The 13,017-nt window shown below is 59.4% G+C and carries 12 protein-coding genes and 4 tRNA genes; 5 read left to right on the top strand and 11 right to left on the bottom strand.

Going from position 1 to position 13,017, the window contains the following annotated elements:
* Positions 1-186: 186 nt before the first annotated feature.
* From EKD03_RS17290 to EKD03_RS17300, 3 genes are all read right to left on the bottom strand, one after another.
* Positions 187-262 (bottom strand) — tRNA-Thr (locus tag EKD03_RS17290).
* Between the two features lie 68 nt (positions 263-330).
* A tRNA-Tyr gene (locus EKD03_RS17295) sits at positions 331-416 on the bottom strand.
* 8 nt (positions 417-424) lie between these two features.
* A tRNA-Thr gene (locus tag EKD03_RS17300) sits at positions 425-500 on the bottom strand.
* A 198-nt stretch (positions 501-698) separates the two neighbouring features.
* Here EKD03_RS17300 and EKD03_RS17305 point away from each other — a divergent pair.
* Complete coding sequence (locus tag EKD03_RS17305) at positions 699-1,193, top strand: adenylyltransferase/cytidyltransferase family protein (RefSeq protein ID WP_129633572.1); 495 nt, start codon at positions 699-701, stop codon at positions 1,191-1,193.
* Positions 1,194-1,297: 104 nt separating this feature from the next.
* Here EKD03_RS17305 and EKD03_RS17310 read toward each other — a convergent pair whose 3' ends face one another.
* On the bottom strand, positions 1,298-2,338 hold the full coding sequence (locus EKD03_RS17310) for an NAD-dependent epimerase/dehydratase family protein (RefSeq protein ID WP_129633574.1): 1,041 nt from the start codon (positions 2,336-2,338) through the stop codon (positions 1,298-1,300).
* A gap of 47 nt (positions 2,339-2,385) precedes the next feature.
* The gene (locus tag EKD03_RS17315) at positions 2,386-3,639 is read right to left on the bottom strand and encodes a DUF190 domain-containing protein (protein WP_129633576.1); all 1,254 of its coding nucleotides are present in this window, start codon (positions 3,637-3,639) and stop codon (positions 2,386-2,388) included.
* A gap of 166 nt (positions 3,640-3,805) precedes the next feature.
* On the opposite strand from EKD03_RS17315, the gene EKD03_RS17320 reads away from it, so the two are divergent.
* On the top strand, positions 3,806-4,405 hold the full coding sequence (locus tag EKD03_RS17320; protein ID WP_129633578.1) for an HD domain-containing protein: 600 nt from the start codon (positions 3,806-3,808) through the stop codon (positions 4,403-4,405).
* Here the strand turns inward: EKD03_RS17320 and EKD03_RS17325 are convergent.
* The 6 genes from EKD03_RS17325 to EKD03_RS17350 form a co-directional block, all read right to left on the bottom strand.
* Complete coding sequence (locus EKD03_RS17325; RefSeq protein ID WP_129633580.1) at positions 4,402-5,076, bottom strand: response regulator; 675 nt, start codon at positions 5,074-5,076, stop codon at positions 4,402-4,404. The genes EKD03_RS17320 and EKD03_RS17325 overlap by 4 nt on opposite strands.
* 7 nt (positions 5,077-5,083) lie before the next feature.
* Complete coding sequence (mutM, locus tag EKD03_RS17330; RefSeq protein WP_129633582.1) at positions 5,084-5,911, bottom strand: bifunctional DNA-formamidopyrimidine glycosylase/DNA-(apurinic or apyrimidinic site) lyase; 828 nt, start codon at positions 5,909-5,911, stop codon at positions 5,084-5,086.
* A gap of 12 nt (positions 5,912-5,923) precedes the next feature.
* Entirely contained in the window at positions 5,924-6,586 is a 663-nt protein-coding gene (moaD, locus tag EKD03_RS17335) for a molybdopterin converting factor subunit 1 (RefSeq protein ID WP_129633584.1), read from the bottom strand.
* A 1-nt stretch (position 6,587) separates the two neighbouring features.
* On the bottom strand, positions 6,588-7,358 hold the full coding sequence (locus tag EKD03_RS17340; RefSeq protein ID WP_129633586.1) for an SDR family NAD(P)-dependent oxidoreductase: 771 nt from the start codon (positions 7,356-7,358) through the stop codon (positions 6,588-6,590).
* 8 nt (positions 7,359-7,366) lie between these two features.
* Positions 7,367-8,278, bottom strand: coding sequence for an MBL fold metallo-hydrolase (locus EKD03_RS17345; protein ID WP_129633589.1), 912 nt, complete (start codon positions 8,276-8,278; stop codon positions 7,367-7,369).
* Positions 8,279-8,423: 145 nt separating this feature from the next.
* Positions 8,424-9,875, bottom strand: a complete 1,452-nt coding sequence (locus tag EKD03_RS17350; RefSeq protein ID WP_129633591.1) for a leucyl aminopeptidase — start codon at positions 9,873-9,875, stop codon at positions 8,424-8,426.
* Positions 9,876-10,008: 133 nt separating this feature from the next.
* Here EKD03_RS17350 and EKD03_RS17355 point away from each other — a divergent pair.
* The 3 genes from EKD03_RS17355 (at position 10,009) to EKD03_RS17365 (ending at position 12,708) form a co-directional block, all read left to right on the top strand.
* Positions 10,009-10,083 (top strand) — tRNA-Lys (locus EKD03_RS17355).
* Between the two features lie 451 nt (positions 10,084-10,534).
* Entirely contained in the window at positions 10,535-10,867 is a 333-nt protein-coding gene (locus EKD03_RS17360) for a hypothetical protein (protein WP_129633593.1), read from the top strand.
* Positions 10,868-10,944: 77 nt separating this feature from the next.
* On the top strand, positions 10,945-12,708 hold the full coding sequence (locus EKD03_RS17365; protein WP_129633595.1) for a dynamin family protein: 1,764 nt from the start codon (positions 10,945-10,947) through the stop codon (positions 12,706-12,708).
* The last annotated feature ends 309 nt before the right edge of the window (positions 12,709-13,017 follow it).

Here is a 13,017-nt window from a genome sequence, read left to right on the forward strand (position 1 = left end):
GTCTTGCCGTGGTCCACGTGGCCAATCGTGCCGACGTTAATATGCGGCTTGGTGCGCTCGAACTTCTGCTTCGCCATAAATACGTGTCTCCTTCGGGGAAAGCGCAATAAAACGCGCCGCTCGTGCCGAAGAAATCGGCACGAGCAACCGGGCGAGGCAATGCGATCACCTCGCCATCTACACATCTGGAGCCTACGACGGGACTTGAACCCGTGACCTCGTCTTTACCAAAGACGTGCTCTACCAACTGAGCTACGTAGGCGTGTTCGCGGTAAGGGTTAACAGACAAAGCCTGTACAACAATCTTTGTCTGTTAACCCTTACACTCCGTGGTGGGCCGGGCAGGATTCGAACCTGCGAAGGCGCAAGCCAACAGATTTACAGTCTGCCCCGTTTGACCGCTTCGGTACCGACCCAGGCACCATGGAGCCGACGCAGGGAATTGAACCCTGAACCTACGGTTTACAAAACCGTTGCTCTGCCAATTGAGCTACGCCGGCGTGTCCACACACCCAAAATTGAACTGTGTGAACTCAGCCCGCGTATTCTAGCATAGGCTTCTGGTTCTTGCAAATTTGGTAGGATAGGGTACCTCCGGTGGAGGTTCGGGGGCAGTTACACTGCCCCCGAAGATCTTTTTTTGGTGGTGTTTGGCGGCTGCGCCGCCAAACACCACCAAACAGTAAGGAGCCAACCTTATGCTCACACCGCTCGCCGATCTTCTGGTGTTGCGCAGCACGATGCGTGATCAAGGGCTACGCATGGTACTGACCAACGGGGTCTTTGATCTGTTACACGCGGGGCATGTCGCCTATCTTCAACAGGCTCGTGCCTTGGGTGATTGTCTGGTGGTGGCGTTGAATAGCGATGCTTCGGTGCAGGCGATCAAGGGGCCGTTACGACCGCTCACACCAGAGGCCGACCGCGCAACACTGCTGGCGGCGCTGCGTGCAGTAGATTATGTGACGCTCTTTACTGAGCCAACTGCCGAGCATGTGGTGGAATTGTTGCGCCCAGAGGTGTATGTGAAGGGTGGGGATTATGCACAGGACGAGCACGCAACGCCCGATCTGGCTCGTTTGCCAGAGGCACGGGTGGCGTTGGCCTATGGGGCCGAGGTACGGCTGTTGCCCTATGCGGCGGGGCGCTCAACCAGTGAGTTGATTCAGTTGATTGTTCGTCGCTATCGCTAGGTGAAGAGTTTGCTGGGGTGGTGTTTGGCGGCTACGCCGCCAAACACCACCCCAGCAAGCAAGATTTTTCCGGGGGCCTGCGGCCCTCCAAAATAAAGATCCTCCTAGAAAAAGAACTTGGCAATCTTGAGAATGCCCTGGCTCCAGGGGACGCGGTGCGAGACCCCGGTTGACCCCTTGAAATCGGCTTCGTGGGCAATGTACCACTGGTAGTTGCGGATCAGCGCATCCTTGTTGGAGTACTTGGGCGCAAAGCCCAGGATGCGCTCGGCCTTCTCCACCGAGACGAACGAGTCTTCGGTGACGGTGCCGTAGGCCCACTTGTAGACCGGTGAGAGCTTGAGCGCTTCGAGAATTTTGAGTGCCAGCACCATCGGGGCGCTGGGGAAGGTGATGATCTTCTTGCGCTTGCCCGCATAGGTCAGCACGGCCTGGAAGTCCTCTTTGATCGTGGTAAACTCCTTGGCCCCGACGTTGAAGGTGTCGTTCACCTTGGCCACGTCTTGGGTAGCGCAGCGATAGATCGCGTCACACAGGTCTTCCACATCGAGCAACTGGTAGCGGTTCTTGCCGTTACCGGGCAGCGGGAAGTTCTTGCCATCCTTGGCCCAGTCGTAGAGCAGGGCGAAGATGCCCAGCCGCTCCGGCCCGATGAAGGACTTGGGGCGCAGGATGGGGACGCACAAGCCGCGCTGGCGATAGTCGAGACACACCTCTTCGGCCTTCACCTTGGCCTGACCGTAGGGGCCGACCCCATCCATCTTGTCGGTCTCAATCAGCGGGTGGTGGTCGGGGATACCATACACCGCTGTCGAGGAGACATGCACCACGCGCTCAACCTTGTGTTCCAAGGCTGATTGGAGCACATTGCGCGTGCCGTCAATATCGGTGGAGAAGATGTCTTCTGGCTTATAGAGGGGCAGTGCTGCCGCCGTATGGACAACAATATCAACCCCCTGCATGGCCCGGTCAACCGCAGCCCGGTCACGGATGTCGCCGATCTGGGCATCAACGCGGTCGCGTTCAGGGTAGTCGAAGGTGGCAATATCGAGGCTGCGCACGGTATGGCCACGTTCAAGCAGGTAGCGCACGAGGTTAATGCCAAGGAACCCCGCACCACCAGTGATCAAGAAGGTCTTTTGCATGATTGATAAGGAGGTGTGGTCACAATGGACCTGCACCGCTAGAGATGTCATTCACTCTGTTGCAGAATAGCCCGGATGAGGCCACCACGGGCTATTATACCCAACAATCGTTGTTCGTTATCCACCACGGGGAGGCTCTCGTGGCCCAACGCAAGTAAGCGTTGGGCAGCTTGGCTGATTGGCATCTCCGGGCGCAAGCTAGGCGGGTCAGGTTGCACGAAAGCGTCGAGCAGTTGGCTGGTTTTGAACACACCCGGCTGCGGGGTATGGAGTGCAATCATCAGTGCGGCACGCACCTCAGTGCTGAGTTGCGGTAGCACCCCACCCAGATCGAGTGTGCCGCGTAAGGTTCCCGCACTATCGGTGATGAGGATACACCGGGTAGGCTTAGCTACCAATTGATCGAGTGCCAGTCCCAACGGCTGCCCCAGGCCCAGTTGTGGGGTGAGCGTCTGCATCACCATAGCCACGGTGGTGGGTGGTTCGGCGGCGGTGACCGTGCTAGAGACGCTGGGTTCCTGTTCAACCACGACCCGCAGGACATCCTCTTGGCCGATGATGCCTGCCACCTTCCCTTCCCGATCCACGACGGGGACATGGGTGTAACCCCATTCGATCATAGTGACAAGGGCTTGGGAGAGGCTGGTGAAGATCGAGACGCTACGCGGTTCAGCACTCATCACTTCGTTAATGGGGCGATTGATGCGCGGGGCCACGAGGGTATCACGCTCAGCGGGGGTCAGTTGGCCAAAGAGGTTGAGCGGCAGGCGCAACCCGATCCGCCACGCCAGATCTTGTTCTGAGATCAACCCGGCCAGGCGGCCCTCGGCATCGCTGATCGGCAAGGCCGAGAGGCGATGCTTGATCAGCAGGGCAAGGGCTGTGCTGATCGTCGCTTCGGTACTGGCCATAGGGGCGGGACTACGCATCATATCGCCCACCGTGCGGTCGCCCTTGAGTGGACCACTGCCGCGTAGCACGGCGCGGTAGAGCGGTACCTCCTCAATAGTCACGAGGCTTTGGGCTAAGAGATCCTCAATCAGTGGGAGCAGCCGCGCCACCCGATCCGGGCGGTCAATCCACTCCAGCACCACCGACTGATGCTGATCGGGGCGCTCGATCTTACCGGGGCGCACGCGCTGGCCGGGGCCAAACCCGGCCAACGCATGCAGTACGGTAGCTCCGGTGGCTCCAATCGTGCGCAGACGGTCGAGCATGGCCACATAGCGTGGCTGCCCCTCCCATGCATCATCCTGACTTAGATAGATCCGAACTCGTTGGGCGATTTCTGGTGTTGGCATAGGGTGTGCCTCTAGATCTGACTCTTGAAGCAGATTATAGCATTGACTCTCATCCTCTTCAGTGCGATAATTTGTTTCCAGGCAACTACTACGAAGCTACGTACCTAGCCTGCGCGTGCGCAGGCTCTTTTCGTCTCTCCCATACAACGCAGCGGAGGAAGGCGTAATGGACACGAATCCCCACGTTTCGGCACTCTTCGAGCTTCAAAGTCGGCTGATGAGTCTCAAACTTCTACCTCGTACCGGTTGGCTTCAGCGCGGCATGCGCGATGTGGAGAGTATTGCCGAGCATACCTTTGCGGTGGCTTCACTGGCTATGCTCATAGGTGACCAACAACCAGGGATTGATCGTGGGCGCTTACTGGCGATTGCGTTGTTGCACGATATTGCCGAGGCGCTGATCGGCGATCTGCCGGCTTCGGCGCGACGTTTGTTTGGGGCAACGGCCAAGCGCGAGGCGGAACGGCGGGCGATGCTCGAACTTTTTGCGGGGTTGCCCCAGGCTGATGAGTACCTCGTGCTATGGGATGAGTATTGTAGCGGTGGTTCGGAGGAGGCACGACTGGTCAAGGCACTCGATCACCTTGAGATGCTCGCCCAGGCACTGGCCTATGAACGTGCCGGGAGCCGGGCGCTGCATGAGTTCTGGGAGGATGAAGGAGCGCTGGTGGATGAATTTCCGCTCGTGCGTGCCTTAACCGATCGCCTCTATGCTGAGCGCAGCAAATTGGAGCTAGGCGGTCGTTGGCAGATGGCACGTGGCTAACGTAGGTTTTGGCCCGCAGCCGCATGCAGATCAAGGATGGGTTCAACCGCTTGTACTTCCTTGATCACAAAATGGCGTGCCGAACGCAGATCGGCCAGGGTTTGGGCGGCCTGCTCGGTGGCGCGAAGAATGCGTTCGAGGCTAGAACGCACTTCCGGGTCGTTCAGTTCCTCTTGTAACAACTGGGTCTCGCCCATGATTACCGTGAGGTGCTGGCTGATGTGGTGGGCAGCGGCTCGCGCCGTCGCCCGCATGGCCTCTTCATGGGCGCGCAACAATTCGATCTCGTGCGCCGATTGCCGCAACCGGTAATGCTCTACGGCTCGACGGATAGCGTTACGCAGCAGGTTGTTATTGATCGGTTTGGTTAAAAAGTCGAAGGCTCCCAAGCGCAGCGCCTTAACCGCCGTACTGATCGAATCATTGGCGGTAGTAACGATGACTAACGGGCGGGCGGGTGATTGGTTGATCTGGCTTAGTACATCAAAGCCACTGCCATCGGGCAGGCCAAGATCGAGCAACACCACTATCGGGTGTTCGCGTTCGAGCAGGGTATGCGCTTCAGCAACACTACGGGCGACGAGCAGGGTGTAGCCCTCGCGGCGCAACATGGCACTCAACGAGACTTGGAGCACCAGATCGTCTTCAATCAGCATCAGATGTTCTGGCATGTCTCACCTAATTTAGACGTTGACAGTGTGGACAGTAGAAGGTGCTGCGTTGGGCCACAACCACGCGGCTAATTGGTGTGCTACAGCGTTCGCAAGGCTGATCAGTGCGATCATACACATGGAAATGCTCTTGATTGTGGCCCGCTTCGCCATAGCTGTTGCGGTAGTTGCGCAGGGAACTCCCCTGATTGTGGATGGCTTCACGCAGTACCCGTTGGATCGCGGCGTGGAGGGCGTGTACTTGGTGAGCGGGGGTCTGGTTGGCGGGCAAGAGCGGGTGCAACTGCGCGATCCAGAGGGCTTCGTTGGCGTAGATATTGCCTAATCCGGCAATTGCGGCCTGATCAAGCAAGAGTGGCTTCAGTTTGGTACGATGTTGGGCCAGAATTGCTGCCAGATCGTGGCTCGTAAACTGGGTATCCAGCGGTTCGGGGCCATGTGCAGCATCAAGGAGTTTGAGGCCAATCGCATCAAGCAGGCGCACCCGGCCAAACTTACGTGGATCGGTGAAGAAGATACGGCGCTGATCATCAAGGCTGAGCACCAAGTGGGTATGCTGATCAACCGTTTCGGCTGGCCCGTAGACGATCAGGTTGCCCGACATGCGCAGGTGGATTGCGAGAGTCCAGCCCGCATCGAGATGCACAAGGAGCCACTTGGCGCGCCGCCCCACCGCCAGGATCGTGCGCCCAACGATCAGCGCACGAAAATCGGACAGATCGGGCGTCTCGACCATGCGCTCCCAGTCGAGTTTCTCTATCCCCATAATCTGCCGCCCCACCACCTGCGCGGCGAGTGAGCGAGCTACAATCTCTACTTCGGGGAGTTCGGGCATAGCAGACTCACCTCACGCACGCCATTCGGCTTCACCATCAGCCCAAAATTCCTTCTTCCAAATCGGAGCCACTTCCTTGATCCGATCCATGAGGTAGGCTACGGCGGCAAATGCGGCTTCGCGGTGCGGCGCGGCCACCACCACCACGACCGCTGTCTCACCAATGTTGAGCCGACCAATCCGATGGTGTATCGCCACCCGCCCGATGGGCCAGCGCTGATGGGCTTCGCTAGCCAGTTGCACGAGCACGGCAGTGGCCATGTCAGTATACGCCTCATAGTTCAGGTATGCCGTGGCCCGCCCGCCACTATGGTTGCGCACTACCCCCGCAAAGGTCACCACCGCACCATCTTCGGCTGTCTGTACATACGCAACCAGGGCTGCGGGATCAATTCTTTCCCGACTGATACGAAAGGGTGAGAAGGGTGCCCCTCCACTCACCGGTGGAATGAACGCCACTTCATCACCGTCGCACAAGACCTGTTCTGGCGTGGCAAATTCTTGGTTGATGGCGTAGAGCAACCGTCCTGTATAGTGTGCCAGTTGTGGGTAGGTCTTCACCACAGCGTGCCAGAGTTGATCAATCGTGGTGCCGTGTTCAATCTGGCGGGTCTGGCTCGTCTGGCCAACGATATCGCGGTGGCCAGCAAAGAATCGAATCTGAACGGTAATCATCTTAAAAGCCTGCACTAAGACCGCCGTCGGCGGTGTAGACGCTGCCAGTAATGAAGCTGGCGCGTGAACTGGCGAGGAAGAGAATAAGGTCGGCAATCTCTTCGGGGCTACCCAGGCGCTCCAGCGGTTGACGTGCGGCCCAGCTTTGGAGGAGTTCATCGGGATTGGCCCGTCGTTCATGGCGCGCCGAGGCGCGCAGCATGGGGGTATCAATCATCCCTGGGCAGACACAGTTGACCCGAATCCCCTCACTGGCATAGTCGAGCGCCATCTCGCGGCTCAACGCGACCACCCCCCCGTTGCTGGCGGTATACGCCGCCCAGCCGGTCTCACCGCGTAGGGCGTGGAGCGCCGCGACATTGATGATCACCCCGCCACCGTGGCGACGCAGTTCGGGTAGCACGGCGCGCGCCATCAGGTAGACTCCGGTCAGGTTAACACCGATCATCCGATTCCAGAGATCCAGGGGCGTACTCTCCACACTCCCCGCTAACTGAAGGCTGGCGCTATTGATCAGGATGTCAATCCCGCCAAAGGTTGCGACCGTCTCCGCCGCCACCCGTGCCGCATCGGCCTCATTGGCGACATCAGCGGTGAGCGCCAGCGCCCGCCCGCCCCACGAAGTTATTCCTTCGGCCACGGCTTGCACTGCGGCGCTATCTTCATCAACCACCACCACTGCGGCACCTTCACGCGCAAACGCCAAGGCCGCTGCACGCCCAATGCCTTGGGCTGCACCGGTGATGATTGCTACATTGCTCTGGAACTCCATTGCTCCTCCTACAACCCAATCTCCATTCCTTCAAACGCGGCCTGCGTATTGGGGAAGATCTGCTGGGCTTCTGCTTCTAAACGTGCAATCTGAGCATCATCGTAGCGTGGCTCGTGGTGGAAGAGAACGAGGCGACGTGCGTTGGCCAACTTGGCTACTGCGCAGGCCATCTGGGGGGTACTGTGGCCCCAGCCCTGCTTACTCAGATAGTCATCGGCGGTGTACTGCGCATCATGAATAATCAGATCGGTATTGCGGGAGAAATTGACCAGACGCTGATCAATATCCACATAGCCCTCGGTATCGCTGGCAAAGACGACCGAGCGCCCACGCCATTCGATGCGATAGATATAGACCCCATAGCGTGGATGGGCATAGCTCTTCAGGATGCGTATCCGTAGCGTTGAGGGGCCAATATTGAGCGCATCGCGGTAGATATTCAGGATCTGCGGTTCAGCATGGTTACCATCAATCAGAATCGTATCGGTCTCGCGCAGGCTGCGCACCACCTTCAGCGAGGGTAGTTCGTGCAAACTCACCGGGAAACTCGGTGGCAGAACGGCGTGATTGAGTGTCTCTTCCAGATCCTGCTCAAAGGTGCGTGGCCCCAGAATATAGAGCACGCTCGTACCCAAATAGGCAGGGGGAAAGTAGGGGAACCCTTGGGTATGATCGTGGTGCATATGGGTGAGGAGCAGAGTTGCGCGGATCGCCATGCCCCCCTGCTCCTTCGCCCGCCGCAACAGATCATACCCCAGATTAATGATCCCCGTCCCGGCATCCAGGATCAGGGTATGTGGGCCAGCCTGAACCTCAACACAGGTAGTATTGCCCCCGAAGTGCAACGTACTTGGTCCAGGCACCGGGAAACTCCCACGTGTACCCCAGAAACGGACCAGAAAGCGATCATCATCCTTCATCCGGGGCCTCTTTTGGTCAGGATATAGACACAGTCACTTCCAGTGGAGGTTCGGGGGCGGCTGCGCCGCCAAACAACACCAACAATGAAGGTTTGGGGTGCAGCCCCAAGGACGTTGTACATGCCATACTCTTCTGAATCAGTTCCTAGACATAACTCCGCAGGAGTTCAATCAACAACCGCACGCCGACGCCAGTGGCTCCTTTGGCCATATAGGGTCGTGTGGGCCGTTCAACCCAGGCAGTCCCGGCAATATCGAGATGCATCCAGGGCCAATCACCGACGAAGGCAGCCAGGAATCCACCGGCGGTGATCGCACCACCATAGCGCCCGCCGGTATTCTTGAGATCGGCAATGTCGCTCTTCATCACATCGCGGTACTCGTCCCAGAGCGGCAACTGCCAGACGCGCTCGCCCGATGTTTCGCCCGCCGCAATCAGGCGCTCGGCCAGGGGTTGGCTGGTGCCCATAATGCCGGTAGCGAAGCCACCCAGTGCCACCATCATCGCGCCGGTGAGGGTGGCCAGATCAATGATCGCCGTGGGCTGGTAGCGCTGGGCATAGAAGAGGCCATCGGCGAGCACAATCCGCCCCTCGGCATCGGTATTGAGCACCTCAATCGTCTTGCCGCTCAGGGTCTTGACAATATCACCCGGCTTATAGGCGGTGGAACTGGGCATATTCTCGGCAGAACAGATGATCCCGACCACATGCAGTGGCAACTTGAGGTCGCCGACGGCCTGCATAGTACCGAGCACCGCCGCCGCGCCACCCATATCCATCTTCATGTCGTCCATCTTCTCGGCGGGCTTAATACTAATCCCGCCGGTGTCGAAGGTAATGCCCTTGCCGACCAGACAGATCGTGGGAACCCCCGCTGCGGCCTGCCCGTGCTCCAAGACAATAAAGCGCGGTTCCTGGGCCGAACCCTGGCCAACCGCGAGGATACCATGGAAACCCTGCGCAGTCAGTTGGGCTTTATCGAGGACAGTGGCCTTAAAACCATAGCGCTGCGCCAGATCGAGGGCCACCTCACCCAGCACCGTGGGCGTGATCGCATTCCCCGGCCCATTGGCCAGATCGCGCGCCAGCGTCACCCCCTGCGCCACCGCCTGCCCCACGGAAGCCCCGATCTGCACCGTTTCAGGTTCAGCCGCCGCCAAGAGCGTCGCGCTGGCAACTTCGGTCAGGTTATTGGTGTCGGTCTTATAACGCAGATAGCGATAGGTTCCCAACTCAGCCCCTTCAGCAAAGGCTTGGCCAATCTGAGCGGGGGGCAGATCGAGATGAGCGGGGAGCGCCAGCGTAAAGCTGGTCAACTTCAATTCTTGCGCCTTCTGGGCTGCGAGGGCCGCCACGCGCCGCACCGCATCGGCCTGGAGTGCTTCGGCGGTTCCCATACCGAGCAGCAGCAGACGGCGGGCCGCGATGGCCCCACGCGGATAGAGCAGCACCGCTTGGCCGGGCTTGGCAGAGAAGTCATCCGCCTCCAACAAACCCGCTACCTCAGCGGGCAACGGCTGCCCCTCAATCTGTGCGAGCACGACCAGATCGCCCGCTTCACGTCCAATATCTCCACTCCGAACTACGATCTGCATGATTATTCTCTCACTATACAAGAAGATGACAGGTGTTCATACTATCTATCTCCTATTCTACGCCCCGCCCTATTGGTGCGTCAAACGCAGTTGACAGATCGGGCAACCTCGGCTATACTCACCCCTCGTGAACGGGCCTCTAGCTCAATGGTAGAGCAGTTGACTCTTAATCAATTGGTTCAGGGTTCGAGTCCCTGGGGGCCCACCAATATCTACGCCGCGTCATAACTGACGCGGCGTTTTGTGTCTGAGAACATTGCCAGTGGCATCCCACCCCCGTGGGGGCGGGTGTAGGGGCGAAGCATCGCCCACCATGAACCCCCAACCCCGTGGGGCGTCCGCAGGCGATGCTTCGCCCACCATGAACCCCCAACCCCGTGGGGGCGGGGGTAGGGGCGAAGCATCGCCCACCATGAACCTCCAACCCCGTGGGGGCGTCCGCAGGCGATGCTTCGCCCACCATGAACCCCCACCCCCGTGGGGGCGGGGGTAGGGGCGATGCTTCGCCCACCATGAACCCCCAACCCCGTGGGGGCGGGGGTAGGGGCGAAGCATCGCCCACCATGAACCCCCAACCCCGTGGGGCGTCCGCAGGCGATGCTTCGCCCCTACTTGGCCTATGCCCTAAGCAGTATCCAGTATGGTATGATACAAGCCATATGCGTGGATTCTCCTTCAATCAATGGATCATCGTGATCGTCTTCCTCGTCATTCTGGCGAATGGACGCACGCTGCCGTGGCCGATCATCACGCTGACCCTAGGGGTGAGCGGGGGTGGATTGCTGGCCTTGGCGTGGCGGGCGGCTGGGTTGGGCCGGATCGGCGCTGGTGGTGGGCGCGTCACCTATTGGCGTGGGCAACGCATTGAGATGCCCGGACGCCCCCGACGGATGGTTGGGGGGGATCTGTGGGCAGCGATCATCTATGTGCTGATCGGGTTGGCCCTGATCGCCGCAGCGGTGGTGGTCGTGCTGACCCGATCCGGGATCTAGGCGCACTACGCACGGGGATGGGTGAATCCTCGATCACATGAATAAATCTGGCCTTCTTTGATTGCCGAGGCGTACTTATGATGTTCACAAGCGGCCTATTTCAGCGCAAACGCCTGATCACCGAACAGCAGGAAGAGTTGCTCAACGAGTTGCGTGGGTTGATCATGCGCCTGCGGGCTGCCTTCGAGCGCTTCGGTGCTGATACTGATCCCAGTGATGTGCGCACGCTGAACGATATTCTGGAGCATCTTGATGAGTTGTTCCTGATTGTTGTGGCCGGGGAGTTTAATGCTGGGAAGTCGAGTTTCCTCAATGCCTTGCTCGGTACCCAGGTGCTGCCCGAAGGGGTGACGCCCACCACCGATACGATTACGCTCTTGCAGTATGGGGAAGAGGTGGCGAGTGAGTTGCGCACCAATGGCCTGCGGGTGCATACCTACCCCGCCGAGGTGCTGCGCCAGCTCAATATTGTGGATACCCCCGGCACCAATGCGGTGATCCGCCAGCACGAACAACTGACGCGGGAGTTTATTCCGCGCGCCGACATTGTGCTCTTTGCGACCTCGGCAGATCGCCCCTTTACCGAGAGTGAGCGCAACTTCCTGGCGATCATTAAAGAGTGGGGCAAAAAGATTGTCATCATTCTGAATAAGATTGATATTCTCAGCCCGCCAGAGTTGGAGCAGGTTTTGAGCTTCATTCGCGAGAATGCGCGGGATCTGTTGGGGATCACCCCCGACATCTTCCCGGTCTCGGCGCGTGAGGCGCTGCGCTCACGTAGCACCGGCGGCGAGGAGGGCGAGGAACTCTGGGCCAACAGCCGCTTCAGTGCGGTTGAGGAGTATGTGGTTGATCATCTGGATGAGGAGATGCGGGTGCGGCTCAAGCTGCTCTCGCCACTCGGCGTAGCCCAACGCCTCTCCTCCAAGTACCTGCAAGCCACCGAAGGTTTGCTCGAAACCCTGCGCGAGGATCTCGTTACCATCGAGAATATCGAGCAGCAGATGACGCTCTACCGCGAGGATCTGAAGAATGATGTGCAGTACTACCTCAATGAGATTGATGTGATTATGCGCGATCTGGTGGATCGCGGCGACTACTTCTTTGAGGAGCATATCCGCATCAGCCGTCTGCGCGACCTGATGCGCGGTGATCTGCTGCGCTCCGCCTTTGAGCGCGAGGTGGTGGGGAATGTGAGCGAACAGATTGACCAGAAGATGCACACGCTGATTGACTGGATGGTCGAGAAGAACCTGCGCCTCCAGCAGAGCAACGACGAATACATCAAGCGGCGCGCCTCGCAGCACAGCAACAAGATCATCGGCTCGGTGGGCGGCAACTTCGACTACAACCGGCGCACGATGTTGGAGACGGTGGGGCGGGCGGCGAGCGAGGTAGTAGCCAGCTACGACAAAGAGATTGAGTCGCAACTCCTCGCCGATGATGTACGCGCCTCGGTGGCCGCCACCGCGCTGGCCGAGGTGGGGGCGGTGGGCCTGGGGACACTCCTGGTAGCGCTCTTCCACACCGCGTTGCTGGATGTCACCGGGATTATGGCGGCGACGCTGGTAGCGGCGGGTGGGTTTGCGCTGCTACCCGCCAAGCGGCGTCAGGCCAAGAAGGCGCTACGCGAGCGGGTAGGGGTGCTGCGTGAGCAGTTGCGCAACAGCGTCATGACCCAGTTCGAGCGTGAAGTGGAACGCTCGGTCAACCAGGTTCACGAGCGCAACGCACCCTTCACCCGGTTTGTACGTTCCCAGCGCGGCCAGTTGAGCGATCTGCAACAGGGTTTTGCCGATATTGATGCCGGGTTGGAGCGGTTGCGCAAGGAGATCGGGTAGGTAGCGACGCAAGATATTGCGTCGCCGGTGGGGCCGTGGCGTAGCGACGCAAGATATTGCGTCGCCGGTGGGGCCGTGGCGTAGCGACGCAAGATATTGCGTCGCCGGTGGGGCCGTGGCGTAGCGACGCAAGATATTGCGTCGCCGGTGGGGCCGTGGCGTAGCGACGCAAGATATTGCGTCGCTACGTCACGTCGTTGTGCGCCCCCGTTCCCCCCACCAACACACAAACCCCCACGGGCGCCGGCATTCCTGCCGACGCCCGTGGGGGTGCATCTTCCCAATCGAGTGTGGTTGTGCGGGGTTGTG

The organism is Candidatus Oscillochloris fontis (assembly GCF_004138135.1).
Lineage (GTDB): Bacteria > Chloroflexota > Chloroflexia > Chloroflexales > Chloroflexaceae > Oscillochloris > Oscillochloris fontis.

Bases quoted from the DNA above. Each gene is read 5' to 3' on its own strand.
- EKD03_RS17310 (WP_129633574.1), bottom strand. From the start codon at position 2,338: ATGCAAAAGACCTTCTTGATCACTGGTGGTGCGGGGTTCCTTGGCATT.
- EKD03_RS17315 (WP_129633576.1), bottom strand. From the start codon at position 3,639: ATGCCAACACCAGAAATCGCCCAACGAGTTCGGATCTATCTAAGTCAG.
- EKD03_RS17350 (WP_129633591.1), bottom strand. From the start codon at position 9,875: ATGCAGATCGTAGTTCGGAGTGGAGATATTGGACGTGAAGCGGGCGAT.
- EKD03_RS17305 (WP_129633572.1), top strand. From the start codon at position 699: ATGCTCACACCGCTCGCCGATCTTCTGGTGTTGCGCAGCACGATGCGT.
- EKD03_RS17345 (WP_129633589.1), bottom strand. From the start codon at position 8,278: ATGAAGGATGATGATCGCTTTCTGGTCCGTTTCTGGGGTACACGTGGG.
- EKD03_RS17360 (WP_129633593.1), top strand. From the start codon at position 10,535: ATGCGTGGATTCTCCTTCAATCAATGGATCATCGTGATCGTCTTCCTC.
- moaD (WP_129633584.1), bottom strand. From the start codon at position 6,586: ATGATTACCGTTCAGATTCGATTCTTTGCTGGCCACCGCGATATCGTT.
- EKD03_RS17365 (WP_129633595.1), top strand. From the start codon at position 10,945: ATGATGTTCACAAGCGGCCTATTTCAGCGCAAACGCCTGATCACCGAA.
- EKD03_RS17340 (WP_129633586.1), bottom strand. From the start codon at position 7,358: ATGGAGTTCCAGAGCAATGTAGCAATCATCACCGGTGCAGCCCAAGGC.
- mutM (WP_129633582.1), bottom strand. From the start codon at position 5,911: ATGCCCGAACTCCCCGAAGTAGAGATTGTAGCTCGCTCACTCGCCGCG.
- EKD03_RS17325 (WP_129633580.1), bottom strand. From the start codon at position 5,076: ATGCCAGAACATCTGATGCTGATTGAAGACGATCTGGTGCTCCAAGTC.
- EKD03_RS17320 (WP_129633578.1), top strand. From the start codon at position 3,806: ATGGACACGAATCCCCACGTTTCGGCACTCTTCGAGCTTCAAAGTCGG.